The organism is Caballeronia sp. LjRoot31 (assembly GCF_964253885.1).
Taxonomy (GTDB): Bacteria; Pseudomonadota; Gammaproteobacteria; order Burkholderiales; family Burkholderiaceae; genus Caballeronia.
On sequence record NZ_CAXURX020000001.1, the window covers coordinates 1052485 to 1072702 of the forward strand.

General features: G+C 61.3%; 21 protein-coding genes and 1 tRNA gene. 8 read left to right on the top strand and 14 right to left on the bottom strand.

All coding sequences use genetic code 11. The features are described from left to right. Window positions 1-31 precede the first annotated feature (31 nt). Both ACSQ8V_RS04570 and ACSQ8V_RS04575 read left to right on the top strand, forming a co-directional pair. Window positions 32-283, top strand: a complete 252-nt coding sequence (locus ACSQ8V_RS04570) for a DUF4160 domain-containing protein (RefSeq protein WP_158936452.1) — start codon at window positions 32-34, stop codon at window positions 281-283. Continuing rightward, window positions 267-734 carry a DUF2442 domain-containing protein gene (locus tag ACSQ8V_RS04575; RefSeq protein ID WP_213762552.1) on the top strand — a complete coding sequence of 156 codons (468 nt, stop codon included), beginning with the start codon at window positions 267-269 and terminating at the stop codon, window positions 732-734. Before ACSQ8V_RS04570 ends, ACSQ8V_RS04575 begins: the two co-directional genes overlap by 17 nt. 203 nt (window positions 735-937) lie before the next feature. Here ACSQ8V_RS04575 and hemN read toward each other — a convergent pair whose 3' ends face one another. Further along, complete coding sequence (gene hemN, locus ACSQ8V_RS04580; RefSeq protein ID WP_436205021.1) at window positions 938-2311, bottom strand: oxygen-independent coproporphyrinogen III oxidase; 1374 nt, start codon at window positions 2309-2311, stop codon at window positions 938-940. Between the two features lie 136 nt (window positions 2312-2447). On the opposite strand from hemN, the gene ACSQ8V_RS04585 reads away from it, so the two are divergent. The 3 genes from ACSQ8V_RS04585 (at window position 2448) to ACSQ8V_RS04595 (ending at window position 4294) form a co-directional block, all read left to right on the top strand. Beyond that, the gene (locus ACSQ8V_RS04585; RefSeq protein WP_213762554.1) at window positions 2448-2741 is read left to right on the top strand and encodes a YkgJ family cysteine cluster protein; all 294 of its coding nucleotides are present in this window, start codon (window positions 2448-2450) and stop codon (window positions 2739-2741) included. A 53-nt stretch (window positions 2742-2794) separates the two neighbouring features. After that, a complete protein-coding gene (locus ACSQ8V_RS04590) occupies window positions 2795-3382 on the top strand; it encodes a DUF1439 domain-containing protein (RefSeq protein ID WP_436205022.1) in 588 nt (195 codons plus the stop codon). A gap of 78 nt (window positions 3383-3460) precedes the next feature. Continuing rightward, the gene (locus ACSQ8V_RS04595; protein ID WP_436205023.1) at window positions 3461-4294 is read left to right on the top strand and encodes an undecaprenyl-diphosphate phosphatase; all 834 of its coding nucleotides are present in this window, start codon (window positions 3461-3463) and stop codon (window positions 4292-4294) included. Between the two features lie 157 nt (window positions 4295-4451). Here ACSQ8V_RS04595 and trmB read toward each other — a convergent pair whose 3' ends face one another. The 5 genes from trmB to ACSQ8V_RS04620 form a co-directional block, all read right to left on the bottom strand. Beyond that, the gene (gene trmB / locus ACSQ8V_RS04600; RefSeq protein ID WP_436205024.1) at window positions 4452-5219 is read right to left on the bottom strand and encodes a tRNA (guanosine(46)-N7)-methyltransferase TrmB; all 768 of its coding nucleotides are present in this window, start codon (window positions 5217-5219) and stop codon (window positions 4452-4454) included. Window positions 5220-5333: 114 nt separating this feature from the next. Continuing rightward, window positions 5334-5407: transfer RNA gene (locus ACSQ8V_RS04605), tRNA-Gly, on the bottom strand. A 75-nt stretch (window positions 5408-5482) separates the two neighbouring features. Then, window positions 5483-6055, bottom strand: a complete 573-nt coding sequence (locus tag ACSQ8V_RS04610) for a YggT family protein (RefSeq protein WP_213762558.1) — start codon at window positions 6053-6055, stop codon at window positions 5483-5485. Between the two features lie 111 nt (window positions 6056-6166). Beyond that, a complete protein-coding gene (locus tag ACSQ8V_RS04615) occupies window positions 6167-6490 on the bottom strand; it encodes an EthD family reductase (protein ID WP_436181039.1) in 324 nt (107 codons plus the stop codon). 306 nt (window positions 6491-6796) lie between these two features. Further along, entirely contained in the window at window positions 6797-7714 is a 918-nt protein-coding gene (locus tag ACSQ8V_RS04620; RefSeq protein WP_436205025.1) for a Rossmann-like and DUF2520 domain-containing protein, read from the bottom strand. Between the two features lie 779 nt (window positions 7715-8493). Between ACSQ8V_RS04620 and ACSQ8V_RS04625 the strand changes: the two genes are divergently transcribed. Further along, entirely contained in the window at window positions 8494-8817 is a 324-nt protein-coding gene (locus tag ACSQ8V_RS04625) for a hypothetical protein (protein WP_213762561.1), read from the top strand. Between the two features lie 228 nt (window positions 8818-9045). Beyond that, window positions 9046-10011, top strand: coding sequence for a threo-3-hydroxy-L-aspartate ammonia-lyase (locus ACSQ8V_RS04630; protein ID WP_213762562.1), 966 nt, complete (start codon window positions 9046-9048; stop codon window positions 10009-10011). A gap of 10 nt (window positions 10012-10021) precedes the next feature. Here ACSQ8V_RS04630 and ACSQ8V_RS04635 read toward each other — a convergent pair whose 3' ends face one another. The 3 genes from ACSQ8V_RS04635 to ACSQ8V_RS04645 form a co-directional block, all read right to left on the bottom strand. Beyond that, window positions 10022-10699 (bottom strand): LysE family translocator, encoded by a 678-nt coding sequence (locus tag ACSQ8V_RS04635; RefSeq protein WP_213762563.1) that lies wholly within the window; start codon window positions 10697-10699, stop codon window positions 10022-10024. A 111-nt stretch (window positions 10700-10810) separates the two neighbouring features. After that, a complete protein-coding gene (locus tag ACSQ8V_RS04640) occupies window positions 10811-11839 on the bottom strand; it encodes an asparaginase (RefSeq protein ID WP_436205026.1) in 1029 nt (342 codons plus the stop codon). After that, entirely contained in the window at window positions 11836-13443 is a 1608-nt protein-coding gene (locus tag ACSQ8V_RS04645) for a UbiD family decarboxylase (RefSeq protein ID WP_436205027.1), read from the bottom strand. Before ACSQ8V_RS04645 ends, ACSQ8V_RS04640 begins: the two co-directional genes overlap by 4 nt. A gap of 660 nt (window positions 13444-14103) precedes the next feature. On the opposite strand from ACSQ8V_RS04645, the gene ACSQ8V_RS04650 reads away from it, so the two are divergent. Continuing rightward, a complete protein-coding gene (locus ACSQ8V_RS04650) occupies window positions 14104-15273 on the top strand; it encodes a transglycosylase SLT domain-containing protein (RefSeq protein ID WP_436205028.1) in 1170 nt (389 codons plus the stop codon). 177 nt (window positions 15274-15450) lie between these two features. On the opposite strand, the gene ACSQ8V_RS04655 is transcribed toward ACSQ8V_RS04650, so the two are convergent. The 5 genes from ACSQ8V_RS04655 to ACSQ8V_RS04675 all read right to left on the bottom strand — a co-directional run bounded on the left by ACSQ8V_RS04655 (window position 15451) and on the right by ACSQ8V_RS04675 (window position 20204). Beyond that, on the bottom strand, window positions 15451-16653 hold the full coding sequence (locus tag ACSQ8V_RS04655; RefSeq protein ID WP_436205029.1) for a pyridoxal phosphate-dependent aminotransferase: 1203 nt from the start codon (window positions 16651-16653) through the stop codon (window positions 15451-15453). A 20-nt stretch (window positions 16654-16673) separates the two neighbouring features. Beyond that, window positions 16674-17111 (bottom strand): transcription antitermination factor NusB, encoded by a 438-nt coding sequence (nusB, locus tag ACSQ8V_RS04660; RefSeq protein WP_213762568.1) that lies wholly within the window; start codon window positions 17109-17111, stop codon window positions 16674-16676. Then, window positions 17108-17611, bottom strand: coding sequence for a 6,7-dimethyl-8-ribityllumazine synthase (gene ribH, locus ACSQ8V_RS04665; RefSeq protein WP_436181047.1), 504 nt, complete (start codon window positions 17609-17611; stop codon window positions 17108-17110). Before ribH ends, nusB begins: the two co-directional genes overlap by 4 nt. A 45-nt stretch (window positions 17612-17656) precedes the next feature. Further along, entirely contained in the window at window positions 17657-18832 is a 1176-nt protein-coding gene (gene ribBA / locus ACSQ8V_RS04670) for a bifunctional 3,4-dihydroxy-2-butanone-4-phosphate synthase/GTP cyclohydrolase II (protein ID WP_213762570.1), read from the bottom strand. 259 nt (window positions 18833-19091) lie between these two features. Further along, window positions 19092-20204, bottom strand: a complete 1113-nt coding sequence (locus ACSQ8V_RS04675; RefSeq protein WP_436205030.1) for an NADH:flavin oxidoreductase/NADH oxidase — start codon at window positions 20202-20204, stop codon at window positions 19092-19094. Window positions 20205-20218: the final 14 nt, after the last annotated feature.

The following is a 20218-nucleotide window of genomic DNA, read 5'->3' on the forward strand; positions in this document are numbered from 1 at the left end:
CTTGCACGCAGCTAACGGATAGAGTGACTACATGCCAACGATTTTCCGCATCGGCGCTGCCCGCGTCGTGATCTATTTAAACGACCATCAACCTGCTCACGTGCATGTCCTTGATGGCAAGCAACACGCCATTTTCAACCTGCACTGTCCGGCCGGACCGCCGACCTTGCAAAAGAATCACGGTTTTTCGCACGTTGATGCAAATACCTTCGCCCGCCGGATGCAAAACGTAGTCGGCTCGCTGTGCACTGAATGGAAAACACTTCATGACTGCTTTTGTTGATATCACCGAACACCAGATGCGCGAAGCCGAAGAGCGGATGAGCAAGCACGTTGCCGAACATCCGGTTGCCCTGTCCGCCTCGTTTAATCCGGTGGACGGAAGGGTGGCTATCGAACTGTCGAACGGCGCGTTGTTCGCGATTCCCGCGCGGATTATTCAGGGTCTGGAAAATGCTTCGGACAGCGACCTGAATACGATCGAAATCACGGCGTCCGGCACGGGTCTGTATTTCCCCACCGTCGACGCCGACATTCTCGTGGCGCCGTTACTTGCCGGTGTGCTGGGGTCGCGATCGTTCATGGCCAGGCGACTGGGCAAGGAGGGCGGGGCCAGCCGCAGCGAATCCAAAGCGGCCGCGGCCCGCGCGAACGGCGCGCGTGGCGGCCGGCCGCGCAAGGTCACGGTGGACAGCGAGGAGCGTGAGGGCGGTGCCGCGCTCACGAAGAAATAAGCTGCGGTTAATCACGTAACTTCGAACGTAACTTCGTGCGTAACTTCGAACGTAACTTCGAACGTAACTTCGAACGTAACTTCGAACGTAACTTCGAACGTAACTTCGAACGCAACCTCGTGCGTAAAGCGAGCTTACGTGGCGCAGCGATGCATTCAAGGCACGCGGTCCACCTCGGCGGGAATGTCTCCGCGGCTTATCGGTCAGATCGTCCGTGAAAACCGCTGCCTGGCGTTCCCGGCGAGATACCGATCGAAGATCATCGCCACGTTACGCACGAGCAGGCGGCCGGCGGGGAGCACATCAATCCCATCGTGGTTCACCTTGACAAGGCCATCGGCTTCAAGCGATTTCAGGCGCTCCAGCTCACTGGCAAAAGCAGCGTCAAACCGGATCCCATAAGCTGCTTCGAACGCATCAAAGCGCAGGGAAAACTGACACATGATTTCAGTGATGATGTCGCGCCGCAGCCGATCATCGGCGCTTAGCTGCACGCCTCGTGCAATCGCGAGTTCACCGCGATCGATCGCGGCGGCATAACCGGCGATGTCCTTGGCGTTCTGCGCGTAGACATCGCCGACCTTGCCAATGGAAGAAACCCCCAAACCGATCAGATCGCAATCCGCCTGGGTGCTGTAACCCTGAAAATTTCGATGCAGCGTGCCCGCTCGCTGCGCAACAGCGAGTTCATCGTGTGGCAGGGCGAAATGATCCATCCCGATATACACGTAACCCGCCTCGGTCAGTTTCTCGATAACCCGTTCCAGAATCGCCAGACGCACGGCTGGCGAGGGCAAGGTGGCTTCGTCCATTTGCCGCTGCATCTTGAAAATGCTCGGCATATGCGCGTAGCCAAATACGGAAAGCCGGTCGGGAGCGAGCGTGATGATCGTGTCGAGCGTGCGGCTAAAGCTCTCCACGTTCTGATGCGGCAAGCCGTAGATCAGATCAACGCTGACCGACTTGAAACCCTCGGCCCGTGCCGCCGACATGACCATCTGCGTGGTTTCGAGCGGCTGAACGCGATTGATCGCTTGCTGCACGCGCAGATCAAAGTCCTGCACGCCGAAGCTCAGCCGGTTGAAACCCAGATCGCGCAATACACCGATTGTTTCCGCCGATGCCTCGCGCGGATCGACTTCAATCGAATACTCGGCCTGCGCGTCGGGCAGCAAGCGAAACGACTCAGCGGTCGCGGTCATCAGCTCGGCCATTTCATCGTGGGATAAAAACGTCGGCGTGCCACCGCCCCAATGCAATTGCGAGACGGGGCGCGTCGTATCGAAACAGGCTGCCTGCAACGCAATTTCACGTTTCAGCCGATCAAGATACGGACGCGCGTGCGCACGATTTTTTGTAGCGATCTTGTTGCAGCCGCAATAGAAGCAGACGGTGTCGCAAAATGGAATATGGAAGTACAGCGAAAGATCCGCCGATGCCGCTCCCGGGTCCGCCGCGGCACGATGGTAATGGGCGGGATCGAAGGTGTCGGTGAACTGAACGGCGGTGGGATACGACGTGTAGCGCGGACCGGCCGCGTCGTATTTGTTGAGCAGATCGGGGCGAAAGAGGGACATTGCGGACAGACTTGAGGAGGGTGCTCCGAGTCTAGCCGACCCCTTCCCCTGGTTCTTGCGTGATAACGCCGCAGCCGCGCGGTGGCACAATACCGGGTTGCCCCATTCGTCCCATTTGCCCAAACAGTACGAACCGATGTCTGCCGCCTCCCGCCCGAACTCCGTCCACGCGTGCCGCGAAAGCTGCGGTGCATGCTGTATCGCGCCATCGATTTCGAGCGCGATTCCCGGCATGCCCGACGGCAAGCCGGCCGGTGTGCGTTGCGTCCAGCTCGGCGCGGATCTGCGCTGTGCGATTTTCGGCGATCCGCGCAGGCCGGCCTGTTGCTCGGGCTTGCAGCCATCGGCGTCCATGTGCGGCGACACGCGTGCCTACGCGCTGGCCTGGCTCACGCAACTCGAAATCGATACGCAACCTGAGCGCGCCTAGCCGGTCGAATCCTCATCGCTTAAGTTCAAGTTCAAGTCACTGGAGAATTTCGCATGACTCAAGCCGTTGCGCCGAAGCGGCGCCGGTTCCTGCTCGTAGCCCTTGGCGGCGCGAGCGCGGTGGCGCTGGGAACCCAGGGATGCGCCGCATCGATATTTCCGTTCATCCCCGATCACTACACGTTCAGCCAGGCGCAGGTCCAGGACGCGGTACAGCGCAAGTTTCCGTTCCAACGCACGGCCTCGCAGATCTTCGATGTCACGCTGAGCAATCCGCTGGTCGGCCTCGCGCCTGATCGCAACCGGATAACCGTACGGCTGGACGCGCGGCTCGCGACGCCGTTCATGCCCAATCCGGTCACCGGCGTGTTTACGCTTTCCAGTCAACTTTCCTACGATGCCGCCAGCCACTCGGTGATCCTGATGTCACCGACGGTCGACGACACCCAGGTCTCCGGCGAGGCTGCGCAATACGCCCAGCAGATCAACGCGGTCGGCGCGGTCATGGCGACGCAGTTCCTGGACCGTTATCCCATCTACACATTCAAGCCAGAACAATTACAGTTTGCCGGTGTTAATTACGAACCCGGTACAATCACCGTCCTTACAAACGGCATACGCGTGCAGATCGTCGAGAAGTAGTTTTTTCGGCGCAATCCGGTACGCGCGTGCCCGAACGCTTGGCTGGCGACGGCCAAACTATGCCAAAAGGGCGGAGCGATGGACTGGATCCTGTTTTGCAAAGCGCTGATTCTGGGTGTGGTGGAGGGGTTGACCGAGTTTTTGCCGGTATCGAGCACGGGGCACCTGATCGTTGTGGGCAGTCTGCTGAATTTCACGGACGGCCAGGCCAAGACCTTCGACGTCGTGATCCAGTTCGGCGCGATCCTCGCGATTGTCTGGGAATACCGGCGCAAGATCGGCTCGGTCGTCGCCGGGTTGCCCACGCAGCCCAAGGCGCGCCGGTTCGCGCTGAACGTGATCATCGCGACCATTCCGGCGGTCGTGCTTGGCTTGCTGTTCGAAAAGCACATCAAGGCCGTCTTGTTCGCTCCGGTGCCGGTGTCCGTCGCGCTGATCGTGGGCGGGGTCGTGATCCTGTGGGCGGAAGCGCGGCATCGCGAACGCAATGTCGCGCCACGGGTGACGTCGGTGGAGGATCTTTCTTACGCCGATGCCTTCAAGGTCGGGCTCGCCCAATGCTTCGCGCTGATTCCGGGCACGTCGCGCTCGGGGTCGACGATTATCGGCGGGATGTTGTTCGGGCTGGAACGGAAAGTCGCCACCGAGTTTTCCTTCTTCCTCGCCATCCCCATTATTTTCGGCGCCACGCTTTATGAACTCGCGAAGGAGTGGCGCACGCTGTCCGTCGATTCGCTGGGCTTGTTTATCGTTGGGCTCGTGGCTGCGTTTATCAGCGCATTCGCGTGTATCCGATGGCTGTTGCGTTATGTCGCCACGCACGATTTCACGGCGTTCGCGTGGTATCGGATCGGCTTCGGGCTGCTGATCCTGATTGTCGGGTATAGCGGCGGGTTGAGTTGGACGGAGTGATGATTCGCGGTTTTTAGAGCCGTTCGCCAGCGCGAGCGGTGTTGGCTGAAACTGAAAATCAAGGCTCGAAGTCCGCAAGCAAATACGACACAGGCCGTTCCAACGTTGGTTGGAACGGCCTGTTTTTGTATTGGGCTGACAGATGTTTAGCTGTCTTTCAGCGGCGCTTGAATACGAGATCCCAAACGCCATGACCGAGCTTCAATCCGCGGCGTTCGAACTTGGTCACAGGCCGGTAATCGGGACGTTGCGCGTAATCCGAGCCGGCTGTGTTTTCCAGCGCCGGTTCCGCCGACAACACTTCGAGCATCTGTTCGGCATAGTTCTGCCAATCAGTGGCGAGATGCAGATACCCGCCCGGCTTGAGGCGGGACACGAGCAATGCAACGAACTTCGGCTGGATGAGCCGGCGTTTATGGTGACGCGCCTTGTGCCACGGATCGGGGAAGTAGATATGGACGCCATCGAGGCTGTCCGCCGCGATCATGTGTTCCAGCACTTCCACGGCGTCGTGCTGGACGACGCGAATGTTCGTCAACGCCTGCTCGCCGATCAGCTTCAGCAACGCGCCCACGCCCGGCTCATGGACCTCGATGCCGAGAAAATCGTCGGCGGGGCGTGCTGACGCGATTTCCGCAGTCGTCCCGCCCATGCCGAAGCCGATCTCCAGCACGCGCGGCGCTTGGCGGCCGAACGCGGCGTCCCAGTCGAGCGGCCTCGGCGCGTAGGGCACGACAAAGCGTGGTCCGAATTCATCGAGCGCGCGACGCTGTCCTGTGGATACCCGTCCCGCACGCGTGACGAAGCTGCGAATCCGCCGATGACGAAGCGCGCCGGCCGCATCCGCCGCTTCGTGGTCCTTGACCTCGTCGGCATTGTCGCTTTCGTTGGTCTCGTCTTGGCCGGGGGGGGGATCGTGGATCATCGAAAAAGGACGCGGGTTCTGGGTTGAGCGGAGTTTGCGGCAAACGCGATGCAAATCTAGCGCAGCTGTAAATCAAAAAGCCGCCTTCGAAGGCGGCTTTTTGCGCAGGAAAACTGGAGCGGGCGATGGGAATCGAACCCACGGCTCTAGCTTGGGAAGCTAGGGTATTACCATTATACGACGCCCGCAGAGACCGCGATTTTACGCGAAATACCCCGCCTACCGCAACTTTACGCGGATCGACGGAGATTGAACCCTGGAATTCACACCCCGAACATGGTCATGGTCACGGCCAGCCGCGTGACGATCATCAGCAGGACCTGAACGATCACGAACAACAGGATAGGCGACAAATCGATACCGCCCATGCGCGGCAACACGCGCCGCAGCGGCTCGAGAAACGGCGCCGTGAGTTGGTACAGCAGCGGCATGGCCGGGGATTGCGGGTTCAGCCACGACAGCAATGCCATCAGGATCGTCATCCAGATGATGAGATTCAGCGCCCATTTGATGACGGTGATCACCGCGACCGCGAGCAGTGTGGGCAGCATGGGCGCGAGTCCGGCGGGATCGACGCCCGCGAGCAGCACCAGCAGGATCACGAACACCAGCGCAGCGAGGAAAGCCGCGAGAATGCTCGCCCAGTCGATGGTCTTTGCCGCCGGCAGGATCTTGCGCAGCGGCAGGACGAGCCAGTTCGTGGCTTGCATCACCGCGTTGGACACGGGGTTGTACGGCGGCATGCGGACGACCTGCATCCAGGCGCGCAGCAGCAGGGCAGCGCCGAACAGCGTGAAGATTGTGTTGAGCAGAAAACGGGCGATCTCGCCGAACATCTCAAATCCTTTTCAAGGCAAAAGCGCGGCGCTCATGGCCGCGCGAAGTGATACCAGGGCAAGAAAAGCCGCAGCGGAAATCGCCCGGCTTCATGGAACAGTTACTCCCAGTCAGCTGCTGGCGCGGACGTCGCTGATCTGTACGACCGGCGGAACACCGTCGGGGTAGTAGTTAACGATGTCCGCGGAGAAGTCTTTCGCATGTGGCGAGACCGCAGCCGTGAAGGCGTCGACGGAATCGAACAGCAGGTGGCCCGCTGCGATATACGTGGGCGACGAACCCGGCGCGCCACCCGCGAGGCCCGCTTCCGCCGACCAACCCTTTAATACGCCGCCAAGCAAGCCGGCCACCCAGGGCATATGGCTCGTGCAGTAGTAATCGATGTCGAACGGCGCATTCTCGCGATACGGATAAAAAAAGCTCACCTTGATCATTGTTCGTTCTCGTAGCTGGAATGGGTTGGCGTCGAGGGTGGTGGCCGAAGCCGGAACTTCGCGTGGGTTCAACGCACGGTCCGGGTCCTGAACCAGACTCCAAACCGCGAATTGCAGCGCTCGTTGCTCGATCTTTGCCGGCGTCCGGCGTGGTGGCCGAACCCCTCGGCGGCTTTGCCACACTGGCGTGCCGGGCATCACGATAGCATGGCTTGATGGCGGCTTGTGCCGCTTGGCGTACGCCGGCACACGAGTGCCCCCATACGGCCGGCTATCCGTGTCGGATCGGGGCAATGGATCGGGCAATCAATCGTCGCGCGGCCCGGTCCCGTTCAGCACGAGTTCGATAGCGTGTGACATCGCGTCCAGTGCTTCCGCAGGCGGTGGCGAGGGCCGCCGTTTCGCCAGTGCGACCGCGCGCCGCGTGAGCAGTGCATATAGCGCGGCGTGATCGCCGCCGAGGCCCTGCAGCAGCGCCAGCTGCTTGATCACAATACCCGCGTCGCCGCGCGATACCGGGCCGGCAAGCGCGCCCGGCAAACCCTTTTCACGCGCGGTTTCGATGGTGCCGGCGAGCATCGGCAGGACGGCGCGCAATGCGTCGTCCTCGGTGAATCCCAACTCTTTCCAGAGCGTCACGGTCTCCGACAGCGAGCACAGCGCAAAGCTGGCCGCGTAGTGCGCGGCGGCGTGGTAGAGCAGGCGGCCGCCTGGCGGGATGGATAGCGGATGGCAGCCCAGAGCCTGAACCAGCGCGGTCAGCGTGTCGTGCAGGGACCCGCTCGCTTCGATCGTCACTGAACAGCCCGCAATGCGCGTCTGGTCGCTCGGCAGGCCGCCAAACAGGAACAACGGATGGAATCCGCCGATGTCCGCACCCTGCGCCTGGGCCGCAGCGAGGACATCGACGGGAGTGGCGCCGCTGCAATGCACGACCGCCTTGGCGTCGCCGAGGGGCGGATCCAGCCGCAAAGCGTTCGCCGTCGCACCGATGGAATCGTCGGGAACGGTTAGAAATACGATATCGGCGTGTTGCGCGACCGCGCTGGCGTCGTCGGCGACTAGACATGCCGGCAATTCGCCTGCGAATTCGCGTGCCGATGCCGCCGATCGGCTTGATATCGCGGTCACCGGATAGCCCGCGCGCGACCAGACGGCTGCCAGGCAGCGCGCGAGGCGTCCGGCGCCGACGAAGCCCAAGCGGGGCATCGTTGAAAATGGCATGGTAGTTGCTCCATAGAAATTGTTGCGATGCGCGGATTCACGTTCGCAGCGCACGATGAAGTATCGCGCAACGGCGTTGGCGCCATAAAAACGGCGCGAAACACCGCTGCCAATGGTTTTGCGAGGCTCGAGCAAACTTGCGTTCCGGGCCTGAACAGTCAGGGTTGGTTTTTTGGCCGATGTGCGCCAGTGCTTGTTTTGCAACGTTCGGGAGTCGCCATGAGTATTTTTGCGTATCGGAAACACCTGCGTTTTCTTAGCCACACACATCGGCGTCAGTGGTGGGATCAGCGCAAACGGCTTACGCCGCGGGTCAGGATCAGTGGGGCATACGTGCCACCCAGCGTCACCCGCGAATTCGCTTACGTTAAGGTGGGCTGAACGGGTGCATTGAGCACCGTTTGCCTGAAAAAGCAGCACAGCTTGAAGATGCCCCGCTCGACGCTTACTTGGCCGGCGGGGCTTTCCATTTTTAGGGCGCTAAAAGCAAAGTGTAATGAATCATTACTTTGGTGACATTGGGAATAACGCTCCGGACAACCGTAGCCAGGCGGTGACTTTCTCAGCAAACCCTTAATCCATCTCGTTAATCCTTTGCGCCAAGGCCAGCGCGGTTGTCCGCCTGCTTGAAATTCGGCAGACAAAACCCATTTTTAGGACTGTAGATATTGCAATTTGCAACAAATGCTTAAGGTGGGATTCAGGGTTTTTAGCTACATTGAATGCATGTCGTTGCGGTAACCGGTCGTGTGTACAGGACCGCAGCGCGGAGAATAAAAGTGAAGAAGATAGTGCAGGTTCTGGCAGCTGCCGCGCTTGGCGTGGGTTTTGTGAGCGCCGCGCAGGCGCACGTTTCGGTGGGTATTGGCATTGGGGTGCCGGCTTATCCCGTGTACGCAGCTCCGCCGCCGCCGGTGTATTACGCGCCTGGCCCAGTGGTCTATGCGCCGCCTCCCGTGGTCTACGCGCCGGGGCCCGTTGTGGTGGGCGGCTATTACGGTGGTGGCCCGTACTGGCGCGGTCATTATCGCGGCGGTTACGGGTACGGATACCATGGTGGATATCGCGGCTATCACGGTGGTTATGGCGGCTGGCGTCATTGAAGTTCCACGCTTGACCGGATCGGCTAACTGACCATTTGACTATGGGGTTTGGCTGCAAAACAGCGCAACGCTGGCGTCGAGCCGGGTTGCGCTGTTTCATTTTGCGCCCGGGGTTCTTGCTTTATCGGCGCTGGGGCCAGCCGGCGGCGTTGGCTATTTGGCCAGCTTTCCAAACGCTCCACGATGCTGGGACAATGGAGGCTCCTCAACCGCCGCCCTTGGGTTTCGATGTCAATCCTTCCCGCACCTACCTACGCCGACGTTGCCGACGCCGCAGAACGCATTGCCGGCGCTGCGCATCGCACGCCGGTGATGACCTCCCGCACCGCCGACGCGCTTACCGGCGCGAACCTGTTCTTCAAGTGCGAGAACTTCCAGCGCATGGGCGCTTTCAAGTTTCGCGGTGCGTTCAACGCGATCTCGCATTTCTCCGAGTCCCAGCGCCAGGCCGGCGTCCTGACGTATTCATCGGGCAATCACGCGCAGGCAATCGCGCTGTCGGCGCGCATCGCCGGTATCAAGGCAACAATCATCATGCCGGAGGACGCGCCGGCCGCGAAGATGGAAGCCACGCGTGGTTACGGCGGCGAAGTGATCACGTACGACCGGTACACCGAGAATCGCGAGGAGATTGGTGCGAGGCTCGCGCAAGAGCGCGGCATGACGCTGATTCCGCCGTACGACCATCCGCATGTGATCGCGGGACAGGGGACGTCGGCGAAAGAGCTCATCGAAGAAACCGGGCCGCTGGATTATCTGTTCGTGTGCCTGGGTGGCGGAGGCTTGCTCGCCGGGTGCGCGCTGGCGGCAGCCGAGTTGAGTCCATCCTGCACGGTGATCGGCGTGGAGCCGGAGGCGGGCAACGACGCGCAGCAGTCGCTCGAACGCGGCGAGATCGTTCATATTGAGGTGCCACGTACGATTGCCGACGGCGCCGCATCCACGCACGTGGGTGAATACAACTTCCCGATTCTGAAGCGCTATGTGGACCGGGTCGTCACCGTCAGCGACGACCAGCTTGTGCAGACCATGAAGTTCTTCGCGCAGCGCATGAAGATGGTGGTCGAGCCAACGGGTTGTCTGGCTGCGGCCGCCGTGCTGCAGAACATCGTGCCGGTGAAGGGCAAACGGGTCGGTGTGCTGGTCAGCGGCGGCAATGTCGACCTCGCGCGGCTCGCTCAATTCCTCGCTTGATAGCGTGCCGTCATAAGGTCTGCGCGCCCTTCAGGATCAGGTCGTGATAACCGTTGACGATCACGCTGTACGCGAAGTACGCAAACAGCACCGCCGATAAAACGTGGCAAGCGCGCAGCAATGCTGTCCCTGCGCGTTTGCGGCCGTGGCTGGCGAGCGAGCAGATGAAGAGCGTCCAGCCGAGCCCGCCGCAAAAGAAGCCGATGAGAAACACGGATGCGCTCCCCGGGCCCGTTGCGCCGGCTTTCGCGATCAGTGCGCCGCCCACGGCGGCGAACCAGAGGATCGCGCTGGGTGAAGACACGGCGAGCAGGGTGCCGCGCATGAAGCTGCGCAGGTGAGAGGGCCGCGGTGTAGGGAGAAGATCGGGTTCCCCCGCCACCGGCGGCGCGGACGCCGGAAATAGCGCTTCACGTGCCATTTTGAAGGTCAGGAAAAGCAGCACGATTGAGCCGCCTATCCATACGACCCAGCGCACGGTATCGAACTGAAGTAGTGCCGCCATGCCCGCGAGCGCAAGCGCTGCGTAGATGAGATCGCCGAAACAGGTGCCGAGACCGAGCATCATGCCCGGCTTGAAACCGTGGGAAAGCGTCAGTGAGATGATCGCGACGTTTGCGATACCAATATCCAGACACAGCGACAACGACAGAAAAAATCCATCAGACAGCAATGGCAACACGTGCATCCCGACTTTCCTTTTTTGATCTTTTTATATTGAGCGAAGCGGGTTGTCCGGTTTCGCGTTTTTATGCTGCGGCGTGCGAGGTAACCGGACAAATGCTCCCGTACTAAAGTACTAAAACTGAACGCGTTCGAGCGGCACCGAGACCGCCAGCCGTCCCGTCTCTATACCCATCGTGTTGCGCATTGGCGGGTTTCCATAAGCGGCGAGTTGTGCGCGCTGCGTTTCGTGGCCGATGTCGAGTTGCCCGAGCACATGCGTGACGATTGCGTAAAGCACGGCCGTGTTGCCGTCTTCCACCTTGATCGCGATGCCCAGCGACCCGCGCGTGCCGGTAGCGCGCACGCCGATCGCGTAACTTGCATCGGCGCCTACTTTCCCGACCAGATTGCCGTCGAAGGCTTGCATCAACGCGGTACAGAATCGGCCATCGCCCGCGACGAGTTCCGGATACGTCGTCATCGCGCGATAGATCCGGGCCAGGGCTTTCGAGCGCGGCGCGGTTTCGGAATTAACATCGGCATCGGCCATCTTCATGAACAGCCGGGCGAGGCGATCCAGAGGGAAGGCCGGCGTAGGCAGATTGCAGCCATCGATAGCCCATTGCACGCCGTCTTCCGGCAGATCGCAGAGCTCGGCAACGGTGCGTTTCACCCGAACCTGAAGCGGATGCTCGGGCAGGTGATAGTCGCGAACGGTCGCCCCCAGCGCCTGTGCACCCGCCAGCATGCCCGCATGTTTGCCCGAGCAATTGCTGCATACGCCGGTTGGCGTGAAGTCACGCCTGATCCATTCTTTCCAGACCGCGTCCGACAAAGGGGCGTGGCCGCCGCATCGAAGATCGGCTTCGGTGACGTGCGCCTTCGCAAGCATCGCGCGCGTGCGTTCGATGTGGCGCGGCTCGCTGTTGTGTGATGCGCACATCAGCGCGAGATCGGCGTCGTCGAAACCGAAACGGTCCAGCGCGCCCGTTTCCAGCACCGCGAGCGCTTGCGCCGGTTTCGCCGCCGAGCGCGCCAGCGTCAAACGTGACGGATCGCCGAACGCGTAGATCACCCGGCCTTCGGCATCGACGACCGCCACATGCGCGGCATGCGTGTTTTCAACCAGATCCCCTCGATACACCGTCGCCGCAACGTTCATGAGCGCTTCCCTCCGGAAAAGCCGATTTCGTCCCACAACGCGTCGACGCGCCGCTTCACTGCATCGTCCATCGTGATCGGCCGGCCCCATTCGCGGTCCGTTTCGCCGGGCCATTTGTTGGTGGCGTCGAGCCCCATCTTCGATCCCAGCCCCGCCTTGGGCGACGCGAAATCGAGATAGTCGATCGGGGTGTTATCGACCAGCACAGTATCGCGCGATGGATCGATACGCGTAGTGATCGCCCAGATCACCTCCTTCCAGTCGCGGATGTTCACGTCGTCGTCCACCACCACGATGAACTTCGTATACATGAATTGCCGCAGGAAGCTCCAGACGCCGAACATCACGCGCTTCGCGTGACCCGGATAACTCTTCTTGATCTGCACGATCGCCATTCGATAACTGCAGCCTTCGGGCGGCAGATAAAAGTCGGTGATCTCGGAGAACTGCTTTTGCAACAGCGGCACGAACACTTCGTTGAGCGCGACGCCGAGCACGGCCGGTTCGTCGGGCGGTTTGCCTGTATAGGTAGAGTGATAGAGCGCGTCGCGGCGCATGGTGATCTTCTCGACGGTGAAGACCGGGAACCACTCTTGTTCGTTGTAATAGCCGGTGTGGTCGCCGTAGGGGCCTTCGAGCGCGTGTTCGTACTTCGACGACGCGCTATTCGATGGCCGCGGCGGCGCGCCGGCGGGCAGTGGCGCAACAGGACCGTCCTGCGGATAGATGAAACCTTCGAGCACGATCTCCGCGCGCGCGGGCACCTGCAACGTATCGACACCCGGCGTAAGGCACTTCGCCAACTCGGTTCTTGCGCCCCGCAACAAACCGGCAAATTGATATTCGGACAGCGAGTCCGGCACGGGCGTCACGGCGCCGAGAATGGTGGCCGGATCGGCGCCGAGCACCACCGCCACCGGATAAGGCTTGCCTGGATTAGCGAGTGCAAACTCGCGGAAATCCAGTGCGCCGCCCCGGTGCGCGAGCCAGCGCATGATCAACTTGTTGCGCCCGATCAGTTGCTGCCGATAGATACCAAGGTTCTGCCGCGTCTTGTTCGGGCCGCGCGTGACGGTGAGTCCCCAGGTAATGAGCGGACCGGCATCGCCTGGCCAGCACGTCTGAATGGGCAGGCGCGCCAGATCGACGTCCTGTCCTTCCCATACGATCTCCTGGCAGGGCGGCGAGCTGACCGTTTTCGGCGCCATATCCCAGACGGCTTTCGCCAGCGACAGCAACTTGCCCGCGTCCTTCAGGCCCTTCGGCGGCTCGGGTTCCTTGAGCGCCGACAACAACCGGCCAACGTCGCGCAACGACTCGAGCGCGGCTTTATCGCTGAGCAAACTGGGGTCGGCCGCCGCCTGAGCTTCCGTCTCGATACCCATGCCGAGCGCCACGCGCCTTGGCGTGCCGAACAGGTTGGCCAGCACGGGCATGGAATGTCCCACCGGCGCCTGGAACAGCAAAGCCGGACCACCCGAACGCAGCACGCGATCCGAGAGTTCGGTCATTTCAAGGACGGGCGAAACCGGCTGGCTGATGCGGCGCAATTCGCCGAGTGTTTCGAGGCGGGCGGTGAAGTCGCGCAGGTCTTTGTATTTCATCGGCTAAAGGGAAGGGGCCTGCGGGAAGCGCGATCTGCGCAAAGGCGCACGGACAGCAGACGCGACGGCTGAAATAGCGGTTCAAGCGGCGTCCAAGCCCTTGTGAGGAACTTTCGCGCGCGGGCGATTGTCGATTTTACCTGTGTTGATGTCGGTACGTCAGAGCACACAACGGCACAATTCAGCGGTTTCCGCTGGAAAGTGGCTTGGCAGGCCGCTCTCGCCGTTCTGAACGGTGTTCATAATTACTGAAAGTAATAGCTTTTACATTTACCAGCATTGACGGATCATTTGAGCCTGCTAGAATCCTTTGGCATTGACAACACCAATTGAAACTTTTTACCACTGCCTCAGGTCTTTTGAAACGACGCGACGCGTCACCTGCGCCGGATTAGTACGGCGAATCAAGGCTTTGGTTTTCTTGCCGGCGCTCTTCTTCGCCGGTTTTTCGCGTGGTGACCTGTGTGCGCGCCCCGGCATGTCCTTCGTGCTGCGCGCACCCGGAAACGAAATGTTCCGGTCAGGTTCCCCCAACGGTTTGTGCCGTGTTCCCGATACCGCTCGTGGCTAACCCAGGGCTGGCGGTGTCGATTTCTGCGTGATGGACCAGTTTTTCCGGTTTTCATCTGCGGAAATCATGCAATTTGGGAGATCCATCCAATGAATGCTTGGTTGTCGTGGCGTCCCGACGCTCGCCTGGCGCTTCATCTACGCGCTGTGCTGCGTCGCGCCAAACACATGAGTCTGACGATTTTTAGCCTGGTCGGTGGTGCTGCTGTAGTGACCGCGCTGGCGCTCTGGCTGCTTCCGGCTTGGCGCGGCTCTTTCGCCGCCAAACTCATGCCCCTCGTCTCGGCCGCTGTACAGGCCGGTCCTGCCCGGTTGCTCTCCGGCCAACCTTTTCCGCCCTTCGCGCTGGGTCATCAGCGTGAAGAGGATCTGCGTAACGGGACTGTGGGTACTGGCGATTCGACTTCGCTCGGCGCCGCTGCTAGCGACGACGACAGCACCCGTCAGCTCACAGGTGGCATGAGTCTCGCCGTGTCGCCCAATGGGCTCGATCCCCGCACGTTGCCGACCGTTTCGACGCTTGCCAGTGCAATTTCGTCGCAACGAGTTGTCGCCGATGCCCGCGACGACCGGGTGCTCGTGTCGGATCGTGAGCAGAACCTGGTGGCGAACTTCATTGCGCGGCGTTATCACGTGGCGCAGGAGCCGGTCGGTGAGCTTGTGAAAGCAGCCTTCGATACCGGTCGGGAGGTTGGCCTCGATCCGCTGCTGCTGCTGTCCGTCATGGCGATCGAATCGGGTTTTAATCCGTATGCTGAAAGCGGTGTGGGCGCGCAAGGGTTGATGCAGGTGATGTCGAAGGTTCACTCCGACAAATTCCAGTACTTCGGTGGTTCGCACGCAGCGCTTGAGCCCCTCGCGAACATCAAGGTCGGTGCGCTGGTGCTGAAGGATTGCATCGCGCGTGGCGGTTCGGTGGCGGGTGGATTGAAGTTCTACGTGGGTTCGACGGCGCAGGACGACGGCGGTTACGGCGCAAAGGTGCTGGCCGAACGTTCACGTTTTCGTGATGTAGCGCGGGGCCGCAATGTGCCGATCGTCACGCCGCAAGCGCCGGTGCCGCCTGCGCCCAAGCAGATGGTGGCGTCGGCTTCGCCCACCAGCTCGGGAACAGGCGAAAAGCGTGTGCACGTGACGCTTGACGGCGCTCCGGCCATTACAGCGCCGGCCAAGTCTGAACCGCAAGCCAGCGACCACAACAGTACCGATGACGCCGATGCGCAAGCGAAGCACGTAGCTTCGGCGGAGTTTGGCGCGTAAAGGCCATGCGTTAGCAGCAGAAGCAGGATGCTTGGGTTGTTAATCGTTAGCCGCTAATCGCAGGCCGGGTAATCCAAAAAAGCACAAAAAAGCCGTTCCAACTCGCGTTGGAACGGCTTTTTTGCTTCTGCTTTCCTGATAGATCGCTAAGAGATCGGGTCGCCTTGAATCTGCGGTTCAAGCCCGAAATAGCGCCCTGAGCCGTTGCACAGCCTCTTCAAGCTGTGAGTACGCCGTCGCATAAGACAGCCGGATATAGTCCTGCGGTGCATGGAAGCCGAAATCGGTCCCGGGTACCAGAACGACCCCGGCGTCATGCAGCATGGAACGCGTCAATGCGTTGCTGTCGCCGGCAGCCGGATGCGCGACGTGCCGCGTGTCGGCATAAACGTAGAATGCGCCGTCCGGCACAACAGGCACTTCGAAACCAAGCGAACGCAACGCCGGCACGATGAAATCCCGCCTGCGCCCGAATTCAAGGCGTCGTGACTCGTATATCGCGAGCGTGGCCGGCTCGAAACACGCCAGCGCCGCATGCTGCGCGAGCGCCGACGCGCAGATGAACAGGTTCTGCGAGAGTTTTTCCATGGTAGCGACCATTGCTGGCGGCACCACGAGCCAGCCGAGCCGCCAGCCGGTCATGTTGAAGTACTTCGAAAAGCTGTTCACCGTGACCACGTCATCGCCCAGCGAAAGGGCCGACACGGGCTTCGCGTCGTAGCTCAGGCCTTGATAAATCTCATCGACGATCGTAAAACCGCCGTGCGCGCGCACCACATCGACAATTTTCGCCAGTTCGTCCGGCTCAATGGACGTGCCGGTCGGGTTGGACGGCGACGCGAGCAGTACCCCGCGCGTGGCGGGTGTCCAGTGCGCTTCGACCTGAGCGGCCGTTAACTGGAATCGCTCGGCCGGACCGCTCGGGATCAGCACCGGGCGGCCTTCGGTAGCGGCCACGAAATGGCGATTGCACGGGTAGCACGGGTCAGGCATCAGCACTTCGTCGTCGCGATCGACCAGCGCGGTGCACGCCAGCAGTAACGCGGCCGACGCCCCCGCTGTCACCACAATGCGCGCTGGGTCGATATCGAGCCCGAACGTGTCGCGATAATGCCCGGAAATAGCCTCGCGTAACGACGCCAGTCCGAGCGCATTCGTGTATTGCGTGACGCCGCGACGCAAGGCGTCGGTGGCGGCCGCGATCACCGGTTCCGGCGCCGTGAAATCCGGTTCGCCGATGCCCATGTGAATGATGTTGCGCCCCGCGCGTTCGAGCGCCTGCGCTTCTTTCGCCAGTTCCATCACATAGAACGGCTCGATGGCGTCCACGCGGGCGGCGTATCGGATAGCTGCGTTCAACGGTTCTTTTGCGAAGTTCATGAATGGGGAAGACCGTTCGTTCAGCTGCGCTGCCCGCGGCCTTGCGCTTCCGTCGGCCGCAACTGGACGGCGAGTTTATCCAGCACGCCGTTCACATATTTGTGGCCGTCGGAGCCGCCGAAGGTCTTCGTCAGTTCGATCGCTTCGTTGATCACCACGCGATACGGAATGTCCAGGTGATGCTTGAACTCGAACGCAGCGACCATCAGCACCGCGCGTTCGACCGGCGAAAGCTGTTCGAGCGGACGGTCGAGGCACGGCTGCAATTCGGCGGAAATGATGTCCGCTTCCTTGATCACGCCGTGCAGGATGGCGTCCAGATGCTCCTGATCGGCTTTATCGAAGCCTTGCGCGCCGCGCAACTGCGCGTCGATCTCGCCGCCGGGCGCGCCCGACAGCAACCATTGATAAAGCCCTTGTGTCGCGAGTTCGCGCGAGCGTCGTCGAGCGCTTTTCATGCGCGGTCCTCGTCTTCTTCGTCTTCATCGTCGCCGCCGAGTTGTTCCAGCGCGACCGAGAGATTCGCCATTTCCACCGCCACGCGTGCTGCGTCGCGGCCCTTTTCCGTCATGCGGGCAACGGCTTGCTCGTCGTTTTCGGTCGTCAGGACTGCATTGGCGACCGGTGTGCCGAAGTCGAGCGCGATACGGGAAATGCCCGCGCCGCTTTCATTCGATACCAACTCGAAGTGGTACGTTTCCCCGCGAATCACCGCGCCAAGAGCAATCAATGCATCGAATTGACCCGATTCGGCCAGCTTTTGCAGCGCCAGCGGAATTTCGAGTGCGCCCGGCACGGTGACGAGCAGTACGTCTTCACCGATCACGCCAAGCCGTTCGAGTTCTTCCGTGCAGGCGTCCACGAGGCCGTTGCAGACCGGTTCATTGAAGCGCGATTGCACGATGCCGATGCGCAGTCCGTCGCCGTCGAGGTTCGGTTGATATTGTCCGATTTCCATTATTTATCCGTTTTCAGTGTGATGCAGTGTGGTGATTGGCGCTGGTCAGACCGAGCGTAAATGGGCGATGGAAGCAGGGTCGACCGAATCCGTCGAGGTCGTCGTGGCGGGGCAGCCCGGCATGGGGATGAACCCGGTCACCTCCAGGCCGTAGCCCGACATGCTGCCGAGTTTGCGGGGATTCGACAGCACCTGCATCTTGCCCACGCCCAATTCGCGCAAGATCTGCGCGCCGATGCCGTAGGTCTTGAAGTCAATCGGGCGGCGTTTCAGTTCGGCCGCTTTGTCCTCGCGCTCGAACGCCTGGAACACATCGACGAGATGTTCTTTCGTGTCGCCGCAATTGAGCAGCACGATGGCGCCCAGGTCGCGGGCGGCGATTTCCTTCATCGCGGCGTCGAGGGTCCAGGAGTGCGTGGACGAGTCCACTTCGAGCAGATCCAGCACCGACAGCGGCTCATGCACGCGCACTGGCGTTTCCCGTTCCGGCGACGGCTGGCCGCGCACCAGCGCAATATGCGGCGAACCGCTTGGCTGATCGCGATACAGCACCGCGCGAAACGCCCCATGCGCCGTCTGCATGGTGCGCTCGGCGACGCGCTCGACGATTGATTCCGTGCGCGAGCGGTAGTGAATCAGGTCCGCGATCGTGCCAATACGAATGCCGTGCAGTTCGGCGAATTCGATCAGATCGGGCAGCCGGGCCATTTCGCCGTCGTCGCGGATCACTTCGCAGATCACCGATGCAGGCGTCAGGCCCGCCATGGCCGTCAGGTCGCAGCCCGCTTCCGTATGTCCCGCGCGGACCAGCACGCCGCCCGGTTGCGCCATGATCGGAAACACGTGACCCGGCTGGACGATGTGCTCGGCTTTCGCGTCGTGCGCGACCGCGGCCTGAATGGTGCGTGCGCGGTCCGCGGCGGAGATGCCGGTGGTCACGCCTTCGGCCGCCTCGATACTCACCGTGAACGCCGTCCCGTACTGGGTGCCGTTTCGCTGCGTCATCAGCGGCAGGTTCAGCTGGCGGCAGCGGTCCTGCGTCAGTGTCAGGCAGATCAGTCCACGGCCGTAGCGCGCCATGAAGTTGATCGCTTCCGGCGTCACGAAATCGGCGGCGATGACGAGATCGCCCTCGTTTTCGCGGTCTTCTTCGTCGACGAGGATCACCATCCGGCCAGCCTTCAGCTCGGCGATGATCTCTGGGGTGGAGGCGAGCGTCATTGCGGTGGTCGTCCGGTGCGAGAAAGGGCGTATTTTACGCCACCGACGATGTCAACGCGGGGGATTTGCCGGTTTTGGGCTGGCGTTGGCCGTTCGGCCGGTTATTAGCCGGATCCACGGGCGGCCGGTCGCGCCATGGTCGAGAGGAAAGCGAATCTGCGAGAAATGCCTCCCCGCCAGAATCGCCTTGCCTTCGGGGGACAGGTTCGGTAGACCGGTCGTCTCACGACCGGCAGATCCCCGACCAAAGTTCAATCGTTCAGCGCGCGCCATACGTCGTGTTGGCGAACAACGCGCCCTGTCCATGCGGCGGGGCACGCCAATAAGGTGGAGGGGCTTCGAGGACCGCCCCGAGTTCCGCTGCCGCGTGCCACGGCCAGCGAGGGTCATACAGCATGGCGCGCGCAAGAGCGACTGCGTCAGCCTTGCCACTCGCGATAATTTCTTCGGCTTGGCGAGCATCGGTAATCAGGCCTACCGCAAACGTGTTGACGCCAGTAGCGTCTTTTACTGCCTGCGCAAATGGAACCTGGTAACCCGCCCCTACGGTGATTTTTTGTAGCGGTGAGATGCCGCCCGACGACACGTCGATCCAATCGACACCGCGATTTTTTAGCTCCCTGGAGAATGCGATGGTTTGCTCGATGTCCCAGCCGCCATCCATCCAGTCGGTCGCCGATACCTTCACACCGATGGGCTTTTCAGCGGGAAATGCAGCACGTACGGCATCGAAGACTTCGAGCGGGAAGCGCATCCGGTTTTCCAATGAGCCGCCGTATGCATCAGTCCGGTGGTTGGCGATCGGCGACAGGAATTCATGTAGCAAGTAACCATGCGCTGCATGAATTTCCAGGCCATCGACTCCTAGCCGTGCCGCGCGTATTGTCGAGGCGACAAACGCTTCTCGTATTCGATCAAGGCCCGAAGGTTCCAGGGCGAGTGGCGGTTCCTCGCCTTCCATCTGAGCTCGCGCGGAAGGACCGTGGGTCACCCATCCTCCTTTGGCTACCGGGATCAACTGGCCGCCTTTCCATGGCACGGCACTGGACGCCTTTCGACCCGCGTGTCCCAATTGCATCGTCACGGCGATCTTCGAATGCTGACGGATCGCCGCAAATACCGGCTTGAGCGCTGCCTCCGTCGTGTCGTCCCATAAGCCAAGGTCGCCGGGCGTGATGCGACCGTCCGGTTCGACCGCTGCGGCTTCGATGCACAACATGCCGGCGCCAGAAAGGGCAAGATTGCCCAGATGAATGAAGTGCCAGGAATTGGCCTCGCCGTTTTGGGCTGAGTACTGGCACATGGGTGAAACGACGATGCGGTTGGGGATCACCAAGCTTCGCAGCGTCAGTGGCGAAAACAATTGACTCATGAGTGTCTTCCAGA

Coding starts and splice junctions, on each gene's coding strand:
- ACSQ8V_RS04570 (WP_158936452.1), top strand. CDS start 32: ATGCCAACGATTTTCCGCATCGGCGCTGCCCGCGTCGTGATCTATTTA.
- ACSQ8V_RS04590 (WP_436205022.1), top strand. CDS start 2,795: ATGACTCAAGCCGTTGCGCCGAAGCGGCGCCGGTTCCTGCTCGTAGCC.
- ribBA (WP_213762570.1), bottom strand. CDS start 18,832: ATGACGCTCGCCTCCACCCCAGAGATCATCGCCGAGCTGAAGGCTGGC.
- ACSQ8V_RS04575 (WP_213762552.1), top strand. CDS start 267: ATGACTGCTTTTGTTGATATCACCGAACACCAGATGCGCGAAGCCGAA.
- ACSQ8V_RS04620 (WP_436205025.1), bottom strand. CDS start 7,714: ATGCCATTTTCAACGATGCCCCGCTTGGGCTTCGTCGGCGCCGGACGC.
- ACSQ8V_RS04630 (WP_213762562.1), top strand. CDS start 9,046: ATGTCAATCCTTCCCGCACCTACCTACGCCGACGTTGCCGACGCCGCA.
- ACSQ8V_RS04635 (WP_213762563.1), bottom strand. CDS start 10,699: ATGCACGTGTTGCCATTGCTGTCTGATGGATTTTTTCTGTCGTTGTCG.
- nusB (WP_213762568.1), bottom strand. CDS start 17,111: ATGAAAAGCGCTCGACGACGCTCGCGCGAACTCGCGACACAAGGGCTT.
- ACSQ8V_RS04585 (WP_213762554.1), top strand. CDS start 2,448: ATGTCTGCCGCCTCCCGCCCGAACTCCGTCCACGCGTGCCGCGAAAGC.
- ACSQ8V_RS04610 (WP_213762558.1), bottom strand. CDS start 6,055: ATGTTCGGCGAGATCGCCCGTTTTCTGCTCAACACAATCTTCACGCTG.
- ACSQ8V_RS04655 (WP_436205029.1), bottom strand. CDS start 16,653: ATGAACTTCGCAAAAGAACCGTTGAACGCAGCTATCCGATACGCCGCC.
- ACSQ8V_RS04615 (WP_436181039.1), bottom strand. CDS start 6,490: ATGATCAAGGTGAGCTTTTTTTATCCGTATCGCGAGAATGCGCCGTTC.
- ACSQ8V_RS04650 (WP_436205028.1), top strand. CDS start 14,104: ATGAATGCTTGGTTGTCGTGGCGTCCCGACGCTCGCCTGGCGCTTCAT.
- ribH (WP_436181047.1), bottom strand. CDS start 17,611: ATGGAAATCGGACAATATCAACCGAACCTCGACGGCGACGGACTGCGC.
- ACSQ8V_RS04595 (WP_436205023.1), top strand. CDS start 3,461: ATGGACTGGATCCTGTTTTGCAAAGCGCTGATTCTGGGTGTGGTGGAG.
- ACSQ8V_RS04640 (WP_436205026.1), bottom strand. CDS start 11,839: ATGAACGTTGCGGCGACGGTGTATCGAGGGGATCTGGTTGAAAACACG.
- trmB (WP_436205024.1), bottom strand. CDS start 5,219: ATGATCCACGATCCCCCCCCCGGCCAAGACGAGACCAACGAAAGCGAC.
- ACSQ8V_RS04675 (WP_436205030.1), bottom strand. CDS start 20,204: ATGAGTCAATTGTTTTCGCCACTGACGCTGCGAAGCTTGGTGATCCCC.
- ACSQ8V_RS04645 (WP_436205027.1), bottom strand. CDS start 13,443: ATGAAATACAAAGACCTGCGCGACTTCACCGCCCGCCTCGAAACACTC.
- hemN (WP_436205021.1), bottom strand. CDS start 2,311: ATGTCCCTCTTTCGCCCCGATCTGCTCAACAAATACGACGCGGCCGGT.